At 67.1% G+C, this 20,324-nt stretch carries 17 protein-coding genes; 8 read left to right on the top strand and 9 right to left on the bottom strand.

Annotated features, from left to right (window positions below):
• Positions 1-273: 273 nt before the first annotated feature.
• The 5 genes from ACE3QC_RS06670 to ACE3QC_RS06650 are packed head-to-tail and all read right to left on the bottom strand — an operon-like array spanning position 274 to position 7,700.
• On the bottom strand, positions 274-1,215 hold the full coding sequence (locus tag ACE3QC_RS06670) for a DUF979 domain-containing protein (protein ID WP_374406468.1): 942 nt from the start codon (positions 1,213-1,215) through the stop codon (positions 274-276).
• Entirely contained in the window at positions 1,212-1,901 is a 690-nt protein-coding gene (locus ACE3QC_RS06665; RefSeq protein ID WP_374406466.1) for a DUF969 domain-containing protein, read from the bottom strand. Before ACE3QC_RS06665 ends, ACE3QC_RS06670 begins: the two co-directional genes overlap by 4 nt.
• A gap of 3 nt (positions 1,902-1,904) precedes the next feature.
• On the bottom strand, positions 1,905-5,501 hold the full coding sequence (locus ACE3QC_RS06660) for a hydantoinase B/oxoprolinase family protein (protein WP_374406464.1): 3,597 nt from the start codon (positions 5,499-5,501) through the stop codon (positions 1,905-1,907).
• Between the two features lie 44 nt (positions 5,502-5,545).
• Positions 5,546-6,415, bottom strand: coding sequence for an alpha/beta fold hydrolase (locus ACE3QC_RS06655; protein ID WP_374406462.1), 870 nt, complete (start codon positions 6,413-6,415; stop codon positions 5,546-5,548).
• A gap of 16 nt (positions 6,416-6,431) precedes the next feature.
• Positions 6,432-7,700 carry an acetyl-CoA C-acetyltransferase gene (locus ACE3QC_RS06650; protein ID WP_374406460.1) on the bottom strand — a complete coding sequence of 423 codons (1,269 nt, stop codon included), beginning with the start codon at positions 7,698-7,700 and terminating at the stop codon, positions 6,432-6,434.
• Between the two features lie 108 nt (positions 7,701-7,808).
• Here ACE3QC_RS06650 and ACE3QC_RS06645 point away from each other — a divergent pair, with 108 nt between their 5' ends.
• The 3 genes from ACE3QC_RS06645 to ACE3QC_RS06635 are packed head-to-tail and all read left to right on the top strand — an operon-like array spanning position 7,809 to position 10,915.
• Positions 7,809-8,570, top strand: coding sequence for a crotonase/enoyl-CoA hydratase family protein (locus tag ACE3QC_RS06645; RefSeq protein ID WP_374406675.1), 762 nt, complete (start codon positions 7,809-7,811; stop codon positions 8,568-8,570).
• A gap of 1 nt (position 8,571) precedes the next feature.
• The gene (locus ACE3QC_RS06640) at positions 8,572-9,732 is read left to right on the top strand and encodes a CaiB/BaiF CoA transferase family protein (RefSeq protein WP_374406458.1); all 1,161 of its coding nucleotides are present in this window, start codon (positions 8,572-8,574) and stop codon (positions 9,730-9,732) included.
• A gap of 19 nt (positions 9,733-9,751) precedes the next feature.
• Entirely contained in the window at positions 9,752-10,915 is a 1,164-nt protein-coding gene (locus tag ACE3QC_RS06635; protein WP_374406456.1) for an acyl-CoA dehydrogenase family protein, read from the top strand.
• 13 nt (positions 10,916-10,928) lie between these two features.
• Here ACE3QC_RS06635 and ribB read toward each other — a convergent pair whose 3' ends face one another.
• Positions 10,929-12,209 carry a 3,4-dihydroxy-2-butanone-4-phosphate synthase gene (gene ribB, locus ACE3QC_RS06630; RefSeq protein WP_374406454.1) on the bottom strand — a complete coding sequence of 427 codons (1,281 nt, stop codon included), beginning with the start codon at positions 12,207-12,209 and terminating at the stop codon, positions 10,929-10,931.
• A 68-nt stretch (positions 12,210-12,277) separates the two neighbouring features.
• Positions 12,278-13,039 carry a Crp/Fnr family transcriptional regulator gene (locus ACE3QC_RS06625; protein ID WP_374406452.1) on the bottom strand — a complete coding sequence of 254 codons (762 nt, stop codon included), beginning with the start codon at positions 13,037-13,039 and terminating at the stop codon, positions 12,278-12,280.
• Positions 13,040-13,158: 119 nt separating this feature from the next.
• Here ACE3QC_RS06625 and ACE3QC_RS06620 point away from each other — a divergent pair, with 119 nt between their 5' ends.
• Positions 13,159-13,833, top strand: a complete 675-nt coding sequence (locus tag ACE3QC_RS06620) for a response regulator transcription factor (RefSeq protein ID WP_374406450.1) — start codon at positions 13,159-13,161, stop codon at positions 13,831-13,833.
• Positions 13,834-13,891: 58 nt separating this feature from the next.
• Here the strand turns inward: ACE3QC_RS06620 and ACE3QC_RS06615 are convergent, their stop codons facing one another.
• Both ACE3QC_RS06615 and ACE3QC_RS06610 read right to left on the bottom strand, forming a co-directional pair.
• Entirely contained in the window at positions 13,892-16,597 is a 2,706-nt protein-coding gene (locus ACE3QC_RS06615; RefSeq protein ID WP_374406448.1) for a TonB-dependent receptor domain-containing protein, read from the bottom strand.
• Between the two features lie 115 nt (positions 16,598-16,712).
• A complete protein-coding gene (locus ACE3QC_RS06610) occupies positions 16,713-18,290 on the bottom strand; it encodes a hypothetical protein (protein WP_374406446.1) in 1,578 nt (525 codons plus the stop codon).
• A 266-nt stretch (positions 18,291-18,556) separates the two neighbouring features.
• On the opposite strand from ACE3QC_RS06610, the gene ACE3QC_RS06605 reads away from it, so the two are divergent.
• The 4 genes from ACE3QC_RS06605 to ACE3QC_RS06590 all read left to right on the top strand — a co-directional run bounded on the left by ACE3QC_RS06605 (position 18,557) and on the right by ACE3QC_RS06590 (position 20,315).
• The gene (locus tag ACE3QC_RS06605) at positions 18,557-18,916 is read left to right on the top strand and encodes a hypothetical protein (RefSeq protein WP_374406444.1); all 360 of its coding nucleotides are present in this window, start codon (positions 18,557-18,559) and stop codon (positions 18,914-18,916) included.
• A 177-nt stretch (positions 18,917-19,093) separates the two neighbouring features.
• Positions 19,094-19,717: a lytic transglycosylase domain-containing protein gene (locus tag ACE3QC_RS06600; protein ID WP_374406442.1), complete on the top strand. Its 624-nt coding sequence runs from the start codon at positions 19,094-19,096 to the stop codon at positions 19,715-19,717.
• A gap of 12 nt (positions 19,718-19,729) precedes the next feature.
• On the top strand, positions 19,730-20,029 hold the full coding sequence (locus ACE3QC_RS06595; RefSeq protein WP_374406440.1) for a TrbC/VirB2 family protein: 300 nt from the start codon (positions 19,730-19,732) through the stop codon (positions 20,027-20,029).
• A 1-nt stretch (position 20,030) separates the two neighbouring features.
• Positions 20,031-20,315: a type IV secretion system protein VirB3 gene (locus tag ACE3QC_RS06590; RefSeq protein ID WP_374406438.1), complete on the top strand. Its 285-nt coding sequence runs from the start codon at positions 20,031-20,033 to the stop codon at positions 20,313-20,315.
• Positions 20,316-20,324: the final 9 nt, after the last annotated feature.

The raw sequence follows: 20,324 nt of genomic DNA, 5'->3' as shown, positions 1-20,324 counted from the left end.
AAGGGCAGGGCAAACGCACGGTCATCCGCCCCTGCTAGCAGGACGGGCGGGCTGTAGGAAAATCGTTTCGCGCTCGCTGGTATGTTGGAAACAAAGTTCTTCGCACCGACCAACCGTCACCCTGAACTTGTTTCAGGGTCCATTTCTCCTCCTTTAAGCGGCGACCCCGCATGTGAGATGGATGCAGGAAGCGAAGCTGTGCAACGCACAACCAAGTTCAGCATGACAATGCTTATGAAGCGAAAGTCAGATTCATGTGACTAGCGTTTCACCTCACGCGAAGGCGAGGACGTAGATCAGCGCGATGTTGGCGAGCAGGAGCGGGATCGCGGTGGGTATCTGCGCCTTGATCACCGCGTTCTGGTCCTTCAGTTCGAGCAGCGCGGCGGGCACGAGGTTGAAGTTGGCCGCCATCGGGGTCATCAGCGTGCCGCAGAAGCCCGCGAGCATGCCGATCGCGGCGATCGGGATCGGATCGCCCGAGAACGCACCGATCAGCACCGGCACCCCGATCCCGGCGAACATCACCGGGAAAGCGGCGAAGGCGTTGCCCATAACCATCGTGAACAGCGCCATGCCCAGCGCATAGACCGCGACCGCGCCCAGCAGGCTGCCTTCGGGAATGATCCCGCCCGCGATCCCGCCGACGACCTCGCCCACGCCCGCGAGCGCGAAGACCGCGCCGAGGCTGGCAAGCATCTGCGGCAGCACCGCGGCCCAGCCGACGCTGTCCATCAGCCGCGTGCCTTCGGCGAACGGCGTTACCGGGCGCGGGCGGAACCAGGCATAGCAGACCGCCAATGCGGCGAGCACGCCGAAGGTCAGCGCCACCAGTGTAACCTGCCCCGGATCGAACAGGTCGGGGAAGCGCTTGAACGCCAGCGTGCCGATCAGCGCCACTGCCGGGATGATGAGCGCGGGCAGGAACAGCCGGTTGCCGCGCGCGGCACTCTCGCTCGCGCGCTGCTCCGCGGTCGTGGTTGCCGGCGCGCCCTTGCCCATCAGCTTGAAGCCCGCGACCACCACCAGGCCGAGCACGAGCACGCCGTTGCCCACGTCGCCCAGCCTGTCGCCGGCCCAGAAGCTGGTGGCGAGCAGGGCGTAGAACGCGGCGTTGCCCCAGCGCCGGGGGTTGGTGCGGTCGGCGGCGCTCAGCAGCGCGAAGGCGAGGAAGAACGCGCCGCCGACGGCATAGATGAAATCGTAGTCGATCATGCCGCGTCCTCCGCCGGGGCGGCTTCGCGCGCCATGCGCTCGCGCGCGAGCTTGCGGTCGAGCCACAGCAGCCGCGCGCCGTGGATCAGGAAGGCGCAGATCGCGGTCGGGATCGCCCACTTGGCGAGCTCCAGCGGCTCGCCCTCGATCCCGTAGGTCTGGAGCACCCCGACCATCAGCAGGATCGATCCGATCGCGATGAAGATGTCCTCGCCGAAGAACAGCCCGACGTTGTCGGTGCCCGCGGCGATCGCGGGGATGCGGTCGCTTTCGGGATCGGCGCCCTGCGTTTCGGCCGCCGCCTGCGCCATCGGCGCGACGAGCGGGCGCACGGTCTGCGCGGGGCCGGCGATCGACGTGAGCCCGAGGGCGGCGGTCGCCTGCCGGAACACGAGATAGCCGATCAGCAGCCGGCCCACGGTCGCGCCCTTGAACGCGGCGATCGCGGCGCGCGCACGCTCCTGCAAGCCGTGGCGTTCGAGGATGCCGATCACCGGCAACACGATATAGACCACGCTGACGTAGCGCGCGTCGTTGAACGCCTTGCCGAAGGCGGCGAGCACTTCGACCGGATCGATCCCCGCCGCCAGCCCCGTCACCAGCGCGGAGATCGCAACCACCAGCAGCGGATTGAACCGCAGCAGGAACCCGACGACGATCACCGCGATCCCGAGCAGCACCCACATCGCCTATTCCCCTCCGTATCCGCCGCCGCCGGGCGTCAGGATCGCGAACACGTCGCCCGGCTGCATTTCGGCCGAGGCGGTGGCGTCGAGCGTTTCCACGCTGCCGTCGGCGCGCTCGATCCGGTTGACGCCCGGTCCGCCGTCGGCGCCGCCTGCCAAGCCGAACGGCGGCACGCGGCGGCGGTTGGCGAGCATTCCGGCGGTCATCGGTTCGAGGAAGCGCACGCGGCGCACCGCGCCGTCGCCGCCCGTGTGCCTGCCCGCGCCGCCCGATCCGCGCCGAATGGCGAATTCCTCCAGCCGCACGGGAAAGCGCGTTTCGAGGATTTCGGGATCGGTCAGGCGGCTGTTGGTCATGTGCGTCTGGACCACGTCCGCGCCGTCGAAATCGGGCCCCGCGCCCGATCCGCCCGCGATCGTCTCGTAATACTGGTGCCGCGCATTGCCGAAGGTGAAGTTGTTCATCGTCCCCTGCGCGCCCGCCATCGCGCCCAGCGCGCCGAACAGCGCGTCGGTGACGACCTGGCTGGTCTCGACGTTGCCCGCGACCACGGCGGCCGGGTGGTGCGGACGCAACATCGAGCCTTCGGGGACACGGATTTCGATCGGGCGCAGGCACCCCTCGTTCATCGGGATCGCGTCGTCGATCAGCGTGCGCACGACATAGAGCACCGCGGCGCGTACGACCGAAACCGGCGCGTTGAAGTTGCCCGGCAGTTGCTCGGAGGTGCCCGCGAAATCGACCGTCGCCGAGCGGGCTTCGCGGTCGACGGTCACCTGCACCGCGACCACCGCGCCGTTGTCCATCTCGTAGCGAAACGTGCCGTCCTCGATCCGCTCGATCAGCTTGCGCACCGCTTCCTCGGCGTGCGCCTGGACGTGGCCCATGTAGGCGGCGACGCCTTCGCGCCCGTATTCATGGCTGATACGCGTGAGTTCGTCCGCGCCCTTGGTGCAGGCGGCGACCTGCGCCTTGAGGTCGGCGAGGTTCGCCTCGACGTTGCGCGAGGGGTAGGGGCCCGACGACAGTAGCGCGCGCAGTTCCTTGCCGAGGAACTCGCCATCCTCGACGATCAGCACGTTGTCGAGCAGCACGCCCTCTTCCTCGACGCTGGTGCTGGTCGGCGGCATCGATCCGGGCGTGATCCCGCCGATGTCGGCATGGTGTCCGCGCGCGGCGACGAAGTAGGCGGGCGTGCGGTCCGCGGCATCGACGAACACCGGCATGACCACGGTGATATCCGGCAGGTGCGTGCCGCCGTCGTAAGGGGCGTTGAGCGCGTAGACGTCGCCCTGGCAGATGCCGCGCCCGTCGTGCATGTCGCCCCGCCGGGCCATGATCGTGCGCACGCTTTCGCCCATCGAGCCGAGGTGCACTGGCATGTGCGGCGCGTTGGCGACGAGATTGCCGTGCGCATCGAACACCGCGCAGGAGAAGTCGAGCCGCTCGCGGATATTGACCGAGGAGGCGCTGTGCTGGAGCGCGGCGCCCATTTCCTCGGCGATCGCCATGAACAGCCCGCCCATGATCTCCAGCCGGACGGGATCGACCGTGGTGCCGAGCTCGGTGCTGCCGTCGCGCTCGTCCAGCCGTTCGAGGATCAGATTCCCGTGGCGGTCCACCTCGAGGCCCCAGCCGGGCTCGACCACGGTGGTGGACGTCGGATCGATCACGATCGCCGGCCCTTCCATGGCGAACCCTGCGGCGAGAGCCGCGCGGTCGTAGAGCGGAGCCTCGCGCCATTCGCCGGCCATGAAGCATTCGAGCGTGGCGAGCGGCTCGCCCGACCGCGCGGGCAGATCGGCGACGATCGCCGCATCCGCATCGGCGCGGTGGACCGCTTCGACCCGCAGCGTGTCGATCACCAGCGCATCGTCGCTGCGGAAGCCGAACTGCTTGCGGTAGGCGTCGTCGAATGCCGCCTGCATCGCGTCGGCGGGGCCCAGTGCGACCTCGATCGTGCTGTCGCCGCCGCGCGTGCGCATCTGCACCGTCGCTTCGCGCGCGATATCGCCGGCGACGCCCTGATCGCGCAAGTCGCGCGTCGCATCCTCGCCCAGCGTGGCGGCGGCATCGTTCAACCGGGCCATCGCATCGGGGCCGAAATCGAGCGCGAGCGTGCGTTCGCGCACCGCGCGGCGATCGGCGAGGCCGATGCCGTAGGCCGAGAGCACGCCCGCGAGCGGATGGATCATCACCCGGTCCATTCCCAGCGCATCGGCGACGAGGCAGGCGTGCTGCCCGCCCGCGCCGCCGAAGCAGGACAGCGTGTAGTTCGATACGTCGTGCCCCCGGCGGACCGAGATCGCCTTGATCGCATTGGCCATGTTCGCGACCGCGATCGCGATGCAGCCTTCGGCCAGTTCCTCGGGGCTCGCCTCGCGCCCGGTCGCGGCGGCGACTTCGCGCGCCAGCTCGGCGAATTTGGCTTCCACGATGGCGGAATCGAGCGGCTGGTTGCCGTCGGGGCCGAACAATGCGGGGAAATGGGCGGGCACCAGCTTGCCGGTCAGCAGGTTGCAGTCGGTCACCGTCAGCGGGCCGCCGCGGCGATAGCAGGCCGGGCCGGGCACCGCGCCCGCCGAATGCGGACCCACCGTCAGCCGCGTGCCGTCGAACGCGCAGATCGAGCCGCCGCCCGCCGCCACGGTGTGAATGCGCATCATCGGCGCGCGGATGCGCACGCCCGCGACACGGTTCTCGCTGTCGCGCTCGTAGCTGCCGGCGTAGTGCGACACGTCGGTCGAGGTGCCGCCCATGTCGAACCCGATGACCTTGTCGAACCCCGCTTCCGCCGCGGTCGCCGCCATGCCGACGATTCCGCCCGCCGGGCCGGAGAGTACCGCGTCCTTGCCATGGAACGCGCTGGCAGCCGCCAAGCCGCCGCTCGACTGCATGAACAGCGGCGAGACGCTGCCGCCCGCTTCCTCGACCAGCGCTTCGGCGTAGCGGCGCACGACCGGCGAGAGGTAGGCGTCGGCGACCGTGGTATCGCCGCGCCCGATCAGCTTGATGAGCGGCGCGACATCGTGGCCGGTGCTTACCTGAGTGAAGCCGATGCCGTGCGCGATCGCGGCCAGCCGGTCCTCGTGCCCCGGATAGCACCAGCCGTGCATCAGCACGATCGCCAGCGAACGGTAGCCTTCGTCGAACGCCTGCTTGAGCGCGGCGGCGGCGTGCGCGTCGTCGAGCGGACGGACGACCTCGCCATCCGCGCCGAGCCGCTCGTCGATTTCCACGACCTTGCCGTATAGCGGTTCCGGCTTGACGATCTCGCGCACGAACAGTTCGGGCCGCTCCTGCGTGCCGATCGCCAGCGCGTCGCCGAAGCCGCTGGTGATGGCGAGGCAGGTCGGCTCGCCCTTGCGTTCGAGCAGGGCGTTGGTGCCGACCGTGGTGCCGATCCGCAGCTCGATCGGGGGCAGCGCGTTCGCGCCATCGCCGGCGATGCGCCGCATCGCCTCGACCGCCGCGTCGGCATAGGCGGGATCTTCGGACAGGAGCTTGTGCTGGTGGACGGCGCCGTCGCGCGCGCGCGCGATCACGTCGGTGAACGTGCCGCCGCGATCGACCCAGAACTGCCACGGCGTTTCGGCCATGGCGGTTTGCTAACGGCAACCGCTGCCGAACAACAGCCCCGCGCTCACAGGAATGTGCGCAATTCCCCGAGGAAATCGTCGAACCGGTCGTGATGGACCCAGTGCCCGGCGTTGTCGTAGGCGGTCACGGTGGCGTTGCGGAACTGCGCGATGCGCCCGTCCTTCTCGGGATTCGAGGCCCAGCTGTCGTTGCCGTAGATCAGCCGCGTCGGGCATTCGATGCGGTTCCACAGCGCTTCGAGGTGCGGATAGGTCATGTCTTCGGGCGGCCAGGCGTGGAGGTGCGGATCGAACTTCCAGCTGAAGCTGCCGTCCTCGTTCCGCATCACCGCATGCTGGGTGAGGTGGAACGCCTGGCTCTCGGAGAGATAGCTGTTCGCCTCGTGCATCCGCTTCAGCGCATCCTCGAACGTGGCATAGCGGCGGAGCTGGCGCGCGGCGGCATCGCGCTTCTTGGCGAAATAGTCGCCCCAGATCTCCTCCGGCCCCCGCGCCTCGCGCTCGGCCTGTCGTTCGGGCGAAGGGCCGAGCCCTTCGATGGCGACGATCTTGCGCACCTTGTCGGGGTAGAGCCCGGTGAAGCGCAAGGCCACGTTGCCGCCCAGCGAGTGCGCGACGATCGTGACCGGCGCGAGACCGTTGAGCTCGATCAACTGCGCCAGATCGAACACGTAGCCCATCACCGGGTAATATCCGGTGCGGCTCCATCCGCTGTCGCCATGCCCGCGCAGGTCGGGGCAGATCACGTGCCAGTCCTGCCGCAATTCCTTCGCCGTCCAGTCCCAGCTGCGGCAATGATCGCGCCCGCCGTGGAGCAGGATCAGCGGCGGGGCATCCGGGTTGCCCCAATCGGCGTAGTGCAGCTTGGTGCGCTGCGAGATGTAGCTGCGCGAGACGGGGCCGATCATGTCCATGGGCGTGCCGGTAGCGTCAGTCGGCGAAGCCGTCGACCCGCTCGATCACGATCGCCGGGGCCATGCCGCCCGCCGCGCACATCGTGACGAGGGCGTAGCGCCCGCCCGAGCGCTCGAGTTCGTCCAAGGCGGTGCCGATCAGGATCGATCCGGTCGCGCCGATCGGATGGCCCAGCGCGATCGCGCCGCCGTTCACGTTGACCTTGTCTTCGGGCAGATCGAGGTCGCGGATGAACTTGGCGGCGACCACCGCGAACGCCTCGTTGATCTCCCACACGTCGATATCGTCCTTGGTGAGACCGGCTTTCTCGAGCACCTTCTTGGCCGCGGGAACGGGGGCGTTGAGCATCAGCGTCGGGTCGTCGCCCTGGTTGGCGGTGGCGACGATCCGCGCGCGCGGCTTCATGCCGTGCTTCTCGGCATAGTCCTTGCCCGCGATCAGCACCGCCGCGGCACCGTCGACCACGCCCGAACTGTTGCCCGCATGGTGGAAATGCTTGATCTCGAGATCGGGATACTTCTGGTTTATCAATCCGCCGAACGTGGTGCCATCGCTGTCGAGCGGCGTCTGCGCGATCTTGGCGAAGCTCGGCTGGAGTTCGGCGAGGCCTTCGGCGGTTGTCTGGGGGCGGGGGAATTCCTCGCGGTCGAGCACCGCATTGCCTGCGGCATCGACCACCGGGACCAGCGACTTGTCGAAGCGCCCTTCCTCGATCGCGCGCGCGGCGTTCTGCTGGCTGCGCAGCGCGAGCGCGTCGAGTTCCGCGCGGGTGAAGCCTTCCAGCGTCGCGATCGCGTCGCCGCACACGCCCTGGTGGCTCTGCGGGTGCACTTCGCGCAGCCGGTCGTTCCCCGAGCCCATGCCGAGCGGCATGATCCCGACCTGCATCTCCTCCTGCGTCGAACTCGTCGTGTAGCTCATCATCTCGGTCCCGCCCGCGACGACGAGGTCGGCCATACCACTCATCACCTGTGCGGCGGCGAGGTTCACGCTGGTGATTCCGCCACCGCAGAACCGGTCGAGCGTCATGCCGGACGAGGTCACGTCGTAGCCCGCGTCGAGCGCCGCCATACGCCCCAGGTCGCCGCCCTGCTTGCCTTTCTGCGTGCTGGTCGACCAGATCACGTCGTCGACATCCTTCGTGTCGAGCGAATTGCGCTCCGCGATCGCCTTGAGCACCGTGGCTCCGAGGTGCTGCGGGTGCATGTGCGCCAGCGCCCCCTTGCCGACCTTGCCCACACCCCTGGGGGTCCGCACCGCATCGATGATATAGGCCTCGGCCATGGCAGCAATCCTCTCTCGTTCACGCAAATCAGGTTGACGCAAGCGTAAGGCTTGGCCAGCAATGGCACAAGACAGGTTGCGATAAGAAATGAAATGGAAGGGAAGAGGATGAGCGAGGAACTGCTCACCGAGGTGCGCGACGGCGTGCTGATCGTCACGCTCAATCGCCCGGAGGCGAAGAACGCGATGAACAAGGCGGCGGCCGAAGGCATCGCGGCGGCGATGGACCGGCTCGACGCGGAAGACGATCTGCGGGTGGGCGTGCTCACCGGCGCGGGCGGCACGTTCTGTTCGGGCATGGACCTCAAAGGCTTCCTGCGCGGCGAATCGCCGATCGTCGAAGGGCGCGGGTTCGGCGGGGTGGTGCAGGCGCCGCCGAAGAAGCCGCTGATCGCCGCTGTCGAAGGCTATGCGCTGGCGGGCGGGCTGGAACTGATGATCGCCTGCGATCTCGTGGTTGCGGGTGCGGGTGCGAAGTTCGGCATTCCCGAGGTCAAGCGCGGCCTCGTCGCAGCGGCGGGCGGCGTGATGATGCTGCCCGATCAGATCCCTGAACGGATCGCGATGGAACTGGCGCTGACCGGCGACTTCATCGACGCCGCGCGCGCCTACGAACTCGGGCTGATCAACCGCGTGGTCGAAGGGGCGGCGCTCGATGGCGCGCTGGAACTGGCGAACCGGATCGCGGAGAACGGCCCGCTCGCGGTGCGCGTGTCGAAGGCGATCGTGAAGGAATCGCGCGGCTGGCCGATGGACGAGCGCTACGACCGGCAGGGCGCGCTGATCGGGCCGGTGTTCGTGAGCGAGGACGCGCGCGAAGGCGCCGCCGCCTTTGCGGAGAAGCGCAAGCCCGACTGGAAGGGCAAGTAGCGTGCCCGAAAACCGCAGAGGCCCGCTTTCGGGGCTGCGGATCGTCGAATTCGCCGGGATAGGGCCGGGGCCGTTCTGTGGTATGATGCTGGCCGATCACGGCGCCGAGGTGATCCGCATCGACCGCGCGAGCGGCGGCCGTGGCGGCTCGCAGCCGGTGACCAGCAAGGACGTGCTCGCGAGAGGGCGCAAGTCGATCGCGCTCGATCTCAAGAGCGCCGAGGGCGTGGCGCTCGCGCGGCGGCTTTGTGCCAGTGCGGACGGGATCATCGAAGGCTTTCGTCCGGGCGTGATGGAACGGCTGGGGCTCGGCCCGGACGAGTTGCTCGGCGACAATCCGAAGCTGGTCTACGGCCGGATGACCGGGTGGGGCCAGACGGGGCCGTACGCGCCCTATGCGGGGCACGACATCAACTACATCGCGCTTGCCGGGGCATTGGCGCATTTCGGCCGGGAAGGCGATAAACCCACCCCGCCGATCAACATGGTCGGCGATTTCGGCGGGGGCGGGATGATGCTCGCCTTCGGCATGGTTTCGGCGCTGCTCAGCGTCGCGCGCGGCGGGGCGGGCCAGGTGATCGACGCGGCGATGACCGATGGCACCGCGGTGCTGATGGCCATGATGCACGGCATGAAGACCATGGGCGTGTGGTCCGAAGACCTCGGCGTCAACATGCTCGATACCGGCGCGCATTTCTACGACACGTACGAGACCAAGGACGGCAGGTTCGTCAGCATCGGATCGATCGAGCCGCAGTTCTACGCCGAACTGCGCCGGATCGCAGGGCTGGAGGACGACGCCGATTTCGACGCGCAGCACGACCGCACGAAGTGGGGGTCGCTCAAGGCGAAGCTCGCCGCGCTGTTCAAGTCGAAGACTCGCGACGAGTGGAACGCGCTGATGGAGCATACCGACGTGTGCTACGCCCCGGTGCTGACGATGAGCGAGGCGGTGCGCCATCCGCACAACGTGGCCCGCGAGACGTTCATCGAGGTCGGCGGCGACGCACAGCCCGCGCCCGCGCCGCGCTATTCCGGCACGGCGACGGCCACCCCCGAACCGGCGCCGATGCCCGGCGACGACAGCGATGCGATCCTCGCCGCGCTCGGCATCGCCGCAAACGAGATCGCCGCGCTGCGCAAAGCCGGAACGATAGCCTGACAGACGAGAGGACCCCGCAATGCCCGTGATCGACGTGCCCGACCCGGAATTCATGGCCGATGAGGAAATCGCGGTGTTCCGCGATGCCGTCGGCAAGTTCTTCGAGCAGCATGCACCCGAAAAGCGCGTCGAGAAATGGCGCGAGGACGGCATGGTCGAGCGTGCGTTCTGGGAAGAGGCGGGGCAGGCGGGCCTGCTCGGCATGACGGTGCCCGAGGAATACGGTGGCCACGGCGGCGATTTCCGGCACGATCTGGTGGTGCTCGACCAGCAGGCGGCGAAGGGCGTCGACGGCTTCGCGGCGAGCCTGCACAACGTCATCATCCTGCCCTACATCGTGCGCCACGGGACCGAGGAGCAGAAAAAGCGCTGGCTGCCCAGGCTGGTGAGCGGCGAACTCATCAGCGCCATCGCGATGACCGAGCCCGGAGTCGGCAGCGACTTGCAGAGCATCGCCACCACTGCGGTCAAAGATGGCAACGGCTACCGCCTCAACGGCGCCAAGACCTTCATCTCGAGCGGGCAACTGGCGAACTTCGTCGTCGTCGTCGCCAAGACCGATCCGAAGGAGCGCGCCAAGGGCATCAGCCTGATGTGCCTCGAGACCGACGGGGCGGAGGGCTTCCGCCGCGGCAAGAAGCTCGACAAGGTCGGTCAGGACGCGGCCGACACCAGCGAGCTGTTCTTCGACGACGTCTTCGTGCCCGCCGACAACCTGCTCGGCGGCGAGGAGGGGCGGGGCTTCTACCAGCTCATGGGCGAGCTGCCGCAGGAACGGCTGGTGATCGCGGTGGGCGCGATGTCGACGATCGAGAAGGCGCTCGACACCACGGTCGACTACGTCAAGCAGCGCAAGGCCTTCGGGCAGACGATCTGGGATTTCCAGAACACGCAGTTCGTGCTCGCCGACCTCAAGGCGCGCGGCACCGCGGCCAAGGTGTTCCTCAACGATTGCATCGCCAAGTTGCTGCGCGGCGAGCTCGACGTCACCACCGCCTCGATCGCGAAATACTGGCTGACCGAATTGCAGGGCGAGGTGGTCGACAAATGCCTCCAGCTCCACGGCGGCTGGGGCTACATCAACGAATATCCGATCGCGAAGATGTTCCGTGACAGCCGCGTGACCCGCATCTTCGGCGGCTCGAACGAGATCATGAAGATGCTGATCGCGCGCTCGATGTGATCGGGCGATGTAGTCAGGCCGGGATCGCCTCGCGGCCGACGACCTTGAGGCCGTAGCCTTCGAGGCCGACGACGGTGCGGTCGTTGTCCGACAACAGGACCATCTCGCTCACCCCGCGATCGACGAGGATCTGCGCGCCGATGCCGTAGTCGCGCAATTCGCCGTCGGGGTGCGGGCGGCGGCCGATCTCGGCCTGCAGTTTCTCCGGCCGGTCGGCCATGATCAGCACGATCAGGCCCGAGCCGCGCTCGCCGATCGCGGCCATCGAGCGCTGGAGCTGGCGCTTGCGCGGCCCGGTCTGGCCCAGCACGTCGTCGAAGATCGAGATCGCGTGCATGCGCACCAGCGTCGGCTGAGCGGGGTCGATATGGCCCTTTTGCAGCACCACATGCGTTACACCGGAAACCTTGCTGCGATAGGTCATCGCGCGCCAGGTGCCGCCGTAATCGGATTCCAGGCTGCTCTCGCTCACCTGTTCGACGAGGTGATCGTTGCGCAGGCGGTAGGCGATGAGATCGCGGATCGTGCCGATCTTGAGCTCGTGGCGGCGGGCGAAGGCGATGAGGTCGTCGAGACGCGCCATCGAGCCGTCGTCGTTCATGATCTCACAGATAACGCCAGAGGGATTGAGACCGGCAAGGCGCGAAATGTCCACCGCGGCTTCGGTGTGGCCGGAGCGGACCAGCACGCCGCCGTCGCGCGCGGCCAGCGGGAACACGTGGCCGGGGCTCACGATATCGTCCGCTCCCTTACCCGCGTCGATTGCCACGGACACGGTGCGCGCGCGGTCGGCGGCGGATATGCCGGTGGTGACGCCCTCCTTCGCTTCGATCGAGACGGTGAAGGCGGTCTGCATCGATTCGCGGTTGTTGCGGCTCATCGGTTCGAGCCCGAGGCTCTCGACCCGCTTGCGGTCGAGGCACAGGCAGATCAGGCCGCGGCCGTGGGTCGCCATGAAGTTGATCGCCGCCGGGGTCGCCATCTGCGCCGGAATAACGAGATCGCCTTCGTTCTCGCGGTCTTCGTCGTCGACGAGAATGAACATCCGCCCGTTGCGGGCTTCGTCGATGATCTCCTCGATCGTGGCGAGCACCGGGCGATCGTCGTTGTCCCGCAGGAATGCGGCGAGCTTCTCCAGCGTTTCCGAGGTGGGGTTCCAGCTGTCTTCGCCGCAGTCGCGTAGCGAATTCGCATGGAGGCCCGCCGCACGGGCGATGCCGGCGCGCGACATCTTGCCGGCGTCGACGAGTTCGTGAATCTTGCGCTTGACGGTCGTGGTGGTCGTGTCGGTCATGCCGAGGAGATACACATCGACATGTGACGGCGCAAGACAGGAATCACATTGCAATGTGATTACCGCCTCTATTCCCGAAGCTCGTTTCCGATATGAAGCGCGCCCTCTCCGTAGAGATAGGTCGCATCGAAATCGCCGTGCCGTTCGAGCTTCGCGCGATCGTCGAAACTCACCGTACCGCGCCGGAAATCCGCCACGTCGAGGCGGCGCAGTTCTCCGATCGCGCGGTTCATGTGAACCGGCGTGGTGCCGCACATGTCAGCGAGATCGATCTGCGTCAACGGCGAGCGGAAGCCGGTCGGGCCCGCCAGCCCGACCATGGCGAGGCGATGCCAGAGTTCCGCCATCAGATGCGCGACGCGCCGATTGGCCTTGAGCTGTTCGAGCTTGAGCACCCATTGCCGGTGCAGCGCCGCATCGAGCAGGGTCGAGAACCAGAACAGGCGCGAGAGGTGCGGTTCGCTCGCCATCAGTTCGTTCAGCCGGGCATGATCGATCAGGCCGATCCGGGCCGGTCCGGCGGTGACGATATCGTGATCGAGCCGCTTCAGCGCAAACCCGTGCAGGTCGACGAAATCGCCCGGCACCTGAATCCCGACGATATAGCGCCGGCCGTTTTCGAAGATCGACCGATTGATGAAACCCTCGATCAGGATCGTGCTGCGATGGCACAACTCGCCCCGCGCCAGGATACGGTGGCCGTCCGGATATTCGCGCAGATCGCTTACCGCATCTTCGAGAATATCCTTCTCGCGATCGGACAGCGCATGGCGCAGTCGCCCCATCAGGAATCGTCCCGTCAGGGGGTAGCGCTCGATTTCTCCCTTCATCGCGAACTCTACGTCTCGCCACTGGCACAGTTCCGCCCGCGCGCCGCGTTTTCCCGATCGGGATTTGTCACCAACCCGTCACAAGGCTGCGGCAATCGGGCGGGGCAAGGGGATCCCGCGTGGGCGTCATCACCATTTTCCTGACCGACGGGCTGGCCGACACGCTCGACGACTTCGAGCACGACGGCATGCGCTTCGTCTTCACGCGGCTCCATGCCGATGGGCCGCGGCAACTGGTCGAAGGGCCGATCTGGGCATTCGTCGACTGGGTGCTGGACGACCTCGCCGGGCTGGAGATGTGCCGTCGCCTGCGTGCCGATCCGCGAACCGGCGAAGCCCACGTGACGATGGTCCTCGAAAGCGACGACGCCGAAGATCGCCGGCGGGCTCTGCGCGCCGGCGCGGACGATTACATGATCGGGCCGCTCGATCGGCGGTCGGTACTCGACCGGGTGCTCGCGCTGCAGTCGCACCGGCCCGGACATCGTTCGACGCAGCGGATCGAACTCGGCGACCTGTCGATCGATCTCACCGCGCTCCAGGCGCGCTGGGCGGGGCAGGCGATCCGGCTGCGTCCGAACGAGTTTCGCCTGCTTCGCTTCTTCGCCGAAAATCCCAACCGGGTGCATTCGCGCGCCGACCTGATCGGCGGGCTCGGCAAGCTCGATCCACCGATCGACGAACGCACGGTCGATGTTTGGATCGGCCGCCTGCGCCGCGCGCTGAAGGCCGCCGGTGCGGGCGATCCGCTGCGCACCGTCCGTTCGCTCGGCTACGTCTTCGACGCGCCCTGAGGCGAAAAAGACGGGCCGCCCGCACGGGCGGCCCAGTCAGGGTGGTCTTTCAGCGTGGTCAGAATTCGGTCGACAGCGACAAGGCGAAGCTCTGGCCCACCTCGTAACTGTTGATCTCGATCCGGTTGGTCCCGTTCGACTGATATTCGAAGTGGTCGCGGCCGAAGATGTTGCGCGCTTCCAGCTTCACTTCGACCGGCACGCGGAACACGTCGAGTTCCTGGCGATAGACGAAATCGACCCGCAGCCCCGGATCCTCGACGATATCGGGCAGGCTGGACGTGCCGCGTGCGGTCACCCGTTCGCTCGCGTAGGAGACGAGGAAGGTGAACTGCTGCAGCCGGTCGGTGTCCTCCAGCCCCAACTGCAGGTTGACCAGATGGTCCGACTGTCCGGTGAGCGGCACCCCGTCGCGGAAGAAGTCGGTCGCCGGGCGCGCCCCGCTCGGGAACACACTCGTGGTATTGCCCTCGGCCACTTCGATCTGCGAATCGGTGTAGGTGTAGTTCGCCACCGCGATCGCGCGCTTGCTTTCGAACCAGCCGCCCCAGTCGATCAGGTCGTGGTTGTACTGGAATTCGAACTCGGCGCCGTAAAGCTGCGCCTTGGGGGCATTGGCGAAGCCGCTGACCTGGACGTTGTCCGAAAAGGCCGAGAAAACCTCGATCGGGCGCTCGATGTCCTTGTAAAAGCCCGCCAGCGACACGCGGTTGCCGTTGCCGAAGTAGTATTCGAGCCGGCCTTCGAGGTTGGTCAGCTCGCTGTCGACGAGCAGCGGATTGCCGTTGAACTGGCGGTTGGTTTCCGGGTCGTAGTAGGTCTGGAAGATCAGCTCGCGAAACTGCGGCCGCGCGATCGTCTTCGAAGCGCTGAGCCGCGCCTGGAGCGCGTCGGTGACTTCCCAGGTGATCGTGCCCGCCGGCAGGTAGTAATCGTTCTCCAGCAGCGTCGAGCTGCCCGAATTGGTCGGCGCGGCGAAGACCTCAACCGGATCGACGCTCTGCCGCGCGTCTTCGTAGCGCACGCCGAGATCGAAGGTGACGCCTTCGACCGGGTTGATCCGCGACTGAACGTATCCGGCCTGGATCTCCAGCCCGGCGGCGAAGGCCGGGTCGGACTGCGTCGTCTCGATCAGGCCGATGCCGTAGTATTCGATCACCGCGTCGCCGAGCAGCAGGTCGGGCCGCAGCGCGCCGACCGCATCGTCGAACCCGGTGTCGGCATCGAACAGGAACTCGCGCCGTTCCGAATAGCGGTCGGTATCGGTGTAGGCGTAGCCCGCGGTGAGCCGCAGCCAGTCGGTCAACGCGTAGCCGACGTCGATCCCGCCGTACCACAGGTCTTCCTTGAGGTCGGAGAACGCCACCGAGGCGCTGCCGCGTTGGCGGTCGAGCACGTTGACGAACAGATCGCCCAGCGGATCGTTGGCGTTGTTCGTCCGCACGTAGGTGAAGCTGTATTCGTATGGCGCGTCGCGCTGCGTCTGCGCGTAGCCGCCGCGCAGGTCGACATCGAGCTCGCCGAACTCGAGCTCGGCGACGATCTGGCTGTCGATCAGCTGCCGCTCGTACCACGCGGTATCCTGCTGGAACTCGGTATCGCCATCCTGGAAGTCGTCGCCGAGGGCGAGCCGCGATTGCTTCAGGGTGTCGCGGATGTAGAGGTTGGTCCAGCGGAAGCGATGGTCGCCGACCTCGAGCCCGAACCCGAGCAGGCCGTTCACCAGCATCCGGTTGTCGGTCACGAAATCGCGGAAATCGGTATCGAGATCGAGGTCGGCGTTGACCGCGGTCTGCGACACGATCGAGCGGTTGCGCCACTTGTTGCTGATCCCGGCGGTCGCGATCACGCCGAACTGCCCGTCGGAGAATACCGGGAACGACGTGCCCGCGGTCAGCCCTGCGGACCAGTTGACGGGCAGCTCGTCCACGCGCTGGGTCAGCACGAGGTTAGGATTGCCGAGCTGCTTGGCGATCGCCTGCTGGTCGACCGCGAGATCGTTGATCCGGAGGCCGCTGTCGAAGAAATCGCGCAGCGCGGGCGGCACGTCGCGCGTCCCGTCGTCGAAGCCGACCCAGTCGAAATCCGAGCCGTAATAGTCGATCCCGCCCGAGAAGGTCGTCTGTTCGTCGCCGCTGATCCCGGCGCTGATCTCGAGGAAGCTTTCCTCGGGGATCGCGCGCGTGGTCAGGTTGATGACGCCGCCGCCGAATTCGCCGGGGAAGTTGGCCGAATAGGTCTTCTGCACCAGGCTGGATGCGACCACGTCGGTCGGGAAGATGTCGAGCGGGACGACGCGGCTCAGCGGCTGCGGGCTGGGCAGCGGCAGCCCGTTGAGCAGTGCGAGCGAATAGCGGTCGCCGAGCCCGCGGACGTAGACGAAGCCTTGCCCCTGCACCGAGAGGCCGGTCACGCGGCCGAGCGCGCCCGCGATGTCGCCTTCGCCGGTCCGGGCGATCTGCTCGCTGGTCAGGACCGAGACGACCTGGGTCGAACTGCGCGTCACGTCCTGCGTGCGGCGGCCGGTGACGACGATCTCGTTGCCGCCGCCGGGGATGGAGATTTCCGCTTCGTCGGGCTGCTGCTCTGCCGTTTCCTCGACGCCTTGTGCCTGGCTCGCCAAGTTCTCGTCGCTTTCGGGATCCGGGGTTCCCTGCGCACCGGTGCCGGGCGAACCGACGGTCCCCTGCGCCAGTGCGGCGCCGGGAAAGGTGAGTGCGGTGGTGAGCAGAAGCAGCCCCGCCAACTGCTTGCCAGTGGACATGGTGGGTGACCCCCTTCGTGTGGACGTTCGAAAAATCGTTCGGCGGGCGCGCGGCCCGAAAGTGCGGGGAGGCGGCTCGCCCGCGAGCGAGACGCCTCCCCGGTTCGTCATGCGATCAGTAGATCGGCAGCGAGCTGCAATCGCTGCCATCGGGATCGAACGTCGCCGTCGCCGAATTGCAGGTCCAGCCCGCGTACCAGGTGTCGGCATCGTCGCGGACCGCGCCGATGTAGTCGACGTTGTCGAAGAAGCTCGACAGCGCGGTCGGATCGAACGCCGGTACGCCGCTCTCGTTGGTGCCGTTGATGAAGGTCATCGATAGCGTGCTGGTGAAGGCCGAATTGTTGCTCGCCCCGGCATCGAAGATCGCTTCGGCCTGCGCCGCGGTAACGCTGCCGCCGTCGCGGAACGGGGTCGCGCAATCGACCACGAACGAGTTGAACACCGGCGGGCCGGCATCGTCCAGGCCAGCATTGGCCGGACGGATCGTCTCGGCATCGTCGATGCGCAGGCACGGCGTGGCGCCCGTCTGATCGACCAGGACCGAGTTGACGATCGCATAGTCCGTACCGCCGCGGAGCCGGATCGCCTGATCGCCGGCCGAGCCGTTGTAGACGAACGTCGCGTTCGAGATCTGCGTGTTCTGGCGCGGGGTGTTCTCGATGTTCACGTTGGTCGAGTCGGCCTCGATGATCGTGTCTCCGGCCCCGGCGCGGCTGACGGCGATCACGTATTGCAGGTTGGCCTGGACGCCGGTGTCGGTGTCGAGCGCATCGTCTTCCGAACCGACCACGATCAGGTTCTTGACGTTGGCGTAGCCGCCGAAGAATTCGACCCCGTCGTCCGAGCTGTTGAAGCTCATGATGTGGTCAAGTTCGGTGCCCGTGCCGGTGCCGCCGGTGGTGAGCGACTGCAGTTCGTTGTCGCCCGAGAGGACGAAGCCCGAATAGCGGATTTGGACATATTGCATCACGCCCGAGCTGTCGTCGTCGGTCGCCCCGCCGAAGATCGCCGGCTGCGCCGCGCCTTCGACCTGACGTTCGCAGTTGACCGAGCCGGGCGTGGCGTTCGGCGCGACGGTGCAGTCGGTCACCGGCGCGCGCCCCGAGAGCACGACGCCGCCCCACTGGCCCGACGAATTCTCGTTGTTCAGGCCTAGCACGTTGTCGCGGCTGGTGAAGATGATCGGCATTTCGGCCGTGCCGACCGCGTTGATCTGGTTGCCGCGGTTGACGTTCAGGAATGCCGCGCCGCTGGCGTAGAACATCGCGCCCGGCTCGACCGTCAGCGTCACGTTGGTGTCGTCCGCGCCGTCCGAAGCGTCGGGCGCCGGGCCCCCGTCGGTGCCGACATCGACGCGGCCGTTGAGCTGGTAGAGCAGGCCTTCGACATAAGGCAGCGTGGACGAGGCGTTGAAGCGCGCGGGCAGCGTGCAGATGCGATATTCGCCGGTCGGCCCGGTGATCGTGCCGCCATCGGTGAGGCCCTGCGGATCGGAGATGGTCGGGCAGCCGCTCGCCGGCGAGACCGATGCGGGCGGCGGAGGCGGCGGCGGGGGAGGGGGGGGCGGCGTGGCCGGCGGGTTGATGATGACGTCGCCGCCGGTGCCGGGCGAGGAAATTTCGTCGGCACCGCAGCCGGCCAGAATGACCAGGCCGCAGCCGAGTACGATGGATCGTTGAAGCGTTTTCACAGCGAGCGGTCCCCTCAAAAAACCGAGAATCGGAAAAAGCGCGAATTCGAAGTCGCGACTCGCCGAGTAGGACCGGTGCGTGACAGTTTCTTTGCGTAGATGCCTTTTTCTTCAAAGACATAAATACGACTTAAAGACGACAAAAATGACAATCTGTGAGTGTGAAGGTGCGAATATTACAATTGCGTGACAGTATGACATTTTTATTGCATTCGACCGGGGCGGAGCGCAGATTTTCCATACGGAGAACCTGTGGGAGAAGAACAATGGCGCTCGTAACTATCGCGGCCGTGGTGTTGATGGCTCAAGGAGCTACAGCGCCCGACGTCGCCTATCGCGATCTGCTGGCACAGAAGAACGGCGCCGCGATCGAACGGATCGAGACCAACGACCGCCTCGAAAGCGACGATCCGGCGCGGCTCATCAACCTCGGCATCGCCCACGCGCGCGAAGGGCACGAGGAAGAGGCGCGCGCCATGTTCCGCGCGGTCGCCCGCAGCGAATCCACGGTGCGGCTCGAACTCGCCGGGGGCGAGTGGGTCGATTCCGGCGATCTCGCGCGCCGTGCGCTACGTCTGCTCGATAGCGGCGCCTTTGCGCCCGCTGGCCGGATGACGATGCGCTGATCCGCGACGCGCTCTGCGCGTGCTCGGGCAGAAAGCCTTGGTCTTTCCGTCGCTTGTAGAGTAGCCTCCGCTTCGCTCGAGGAGGGGCGAGCGTGTGCGAACCCTTGTCGGGTCGGTCCGACTTGCTGTCACCAGCCTGTCATGTAGGGTGCGCAAAGGGATCGGACGGAGGGTTCGATGATTCTCGACAGATCGGCAGGTATTGCGCTTGCTGCGGGCATGGCCGCGATGGCCGCGCCTGCGCACGCCGATGTCATGGAAATCGGCGCCGAGGGCGCGCGCTGGATCGCCGGGCCGCAAGTCGCGGGTTCGGCAGAAGGCGGTGTGCCGCTTCCGGCGGACGTGGTCGAACTGTCGGCCGATTACGCCGTGCCCGCGAACGCGATCGCCGATCCCGCGCTCCCCGCCGCACTGATTCCCGAACTCTACGCCGCGAAGGTGGCCGAACTGTCGCGCCGCTTCGATCTCAGCCCCGCGCTGATAGAGGCGCTGGTGTGGCAGGAAAGCCGCTGGCGCAAAGACGCGGTATCGCCCGTCGGCGCGCGCGGGCTCGCCCAGCTGATGCCCGGCACTGCGCGCGAACTGGGCGTCGATCCGCACGATCCGTTCGCCAACCTCGAAGGCGGCGCGCGGTATCTGCGCGCGCAGATCGACCGGTTCGGCGGCGATCTGGAAAAGGCGCTGGCCGCCTACAACGCCGGGCCCGGCCGGGTCGAGCGCGCGGGCGGCATTCCGAACATTCGCGAAACCAAGACATACGTGGCGGCCATCATGGGCCGTCTCTCCGACCATTCCCGCTAGGATTTCGATTTGATGCGTTCGCTTGCCAGACTTTCCGCCGCCGCCGCGCTGCTTACCCCCACCGCCTCCTTCGCGCAGGCCGCCGCCGATCCGCAAGGGTCCGGCCCGATCGTCGCCGCGCTCGGTTGGCTGCAGGGCACGCTGCTGGGCAATGTCGCCACCGCGGTCGCGGTGATGGCGGTCGCCGCGGTCGGTTTCCTGATGCTGACCGGGCGAATGAACTGGCGCTTCGGCGCGACCGTCATCATCGGCTGCTTCATCCTGTTCGGCGCGGCTTCGATCGTCGCGGGTATCCAGCAGGCGGCGGGCTGAAGTGGACCAGCTCGTCCGCCACCCCGTCCATCGCGCGCTCACGCGGCCGCAGATGTTCGCGGGCGTGACGTACAACTTCTTCATCATCAACGCGGCGGTGACGACCGAGCTGTTCCTCATCACGGGCAGCTTCCTCGCGCTGCCCGCCGCCGTGATGATCCACGGCATCGGCTACTTCGCCTGCCTGCGCGAACCGCGCGTGTTCGACTTGTGGATGACCAAGGTCAGCAAGTGTCCGCGGGTGAAGAACTTCAAGCGGTGGGGCTGCAACAGCTACGCCGCGTGACGAAGACCT

It is taken from the genome of Pelagerythrobacter sp., assembly GCF_041912895.1.
In the GTDB taxonomy this organism is placed as follows: domain Bacteria; phylum Pseudomonadota; class Alphaproteobacteria; order Sphingomonadales; family Sphingomonadaceae; genus Pelagerythrobacter.
This window is presented reverse-complemented; position numbering and strand designations above follow the sequence as displayed.

Bases quoted from the DNA above. Each gene is read 5' to 3' on its own strand.
- ACE3QC_RS06635 (WP_374406456.1), top strand. From the start codon at position 9,752: ATGCCCGTGATCGACGTGCCCGACCCGGAATTCATGGCCGATGAGGAA.
- ACE3QC_RS06615 (WP_374406448.1), bottom strand. From the start codon at position 16,597: ATGTCCACTGGCAAGCAGTTGGCGGGGCTGCTTCTGCTCACCACCGCA.
- ACE3QC_RS06655 (WP_374406462.1), bottom strand. From the start codon at position 6,415: ATGGACATGATCGGCCCCGTCTCGCGCAGCTACATCTCGCAGCGCACC.
- ACE3QC_RS06600 (WP_374406442.1), top strand. From the start codon at position 19,094: ATGATTCTCGACAGATCGGCAGGTATTGCGCTTGCTGCGGGCATGGCC.
- ACE3QC_RS06645 (WP_374406675.1), top strand. From the start codon at position 7,809: ATGAGCGAGGAACTGCTCACCGAGGTGCGCGACGGCGTGCTGATCGTC.
- ribB (WP_374406454.1), bottom strand. From the start codon at position 12,209: ATGACCGACACGACCACCACGACCGTCAAGCGCAAGATTCACGAACTC.
- ACE3QC_RS06660 (WP_374406464.1), bottom strand. From the start codon at position 5,501: ATGGCCGAAACGCCGTGGCAGTTCTGGGTCGATCGCGGCGGCACGTTC.
- ACE3QC_RS06625 (WP_374406452.1), bottom strand. From the start codon at position 13,039: ATGAAGGGAGAAATCGAGCGCTACCCCCTGACGGGACGATTCCTGATG.
- ACE3QC_RS06665 (WP_374406466.1), bottom strand. From the start codon at position 1,901: ATGTGGGTGCTGCTCGGGATCGCGGTGATCGTCGTCGGGTTCCTGCTG.
- ACE3QC_RS06650 (WP_374406460.1), bottom strand. From the start codon at position 7,700: ATGGCCGAGGCCTATATCATCGATGCGGTGCGGACCCCCAGGGGTGTG.
- ACE3QC_RS06605 (WP_374406444.1), top strand. From the start codon at position 18,557: ATGGCGCTCGTAACTATCGCGGCCGTGGTGTTGATGGCTCAAGGAGCT.
- ACE3QC_RS06670 (WP_374406468.1), bottom strand. From the start codon at position 1,215: ATGATCGACTACGATTTCATCTATGCCGTCGGCGGCGCGTTCTTCCTC.
- ACE3QC_RS06595 (WP_374406440.1), top strand. From the start codon at position 19,730: ATGCGTTCGCTTGCCAGACTTTCCGCCGCCGCCGCGCTGCTTACCCCC.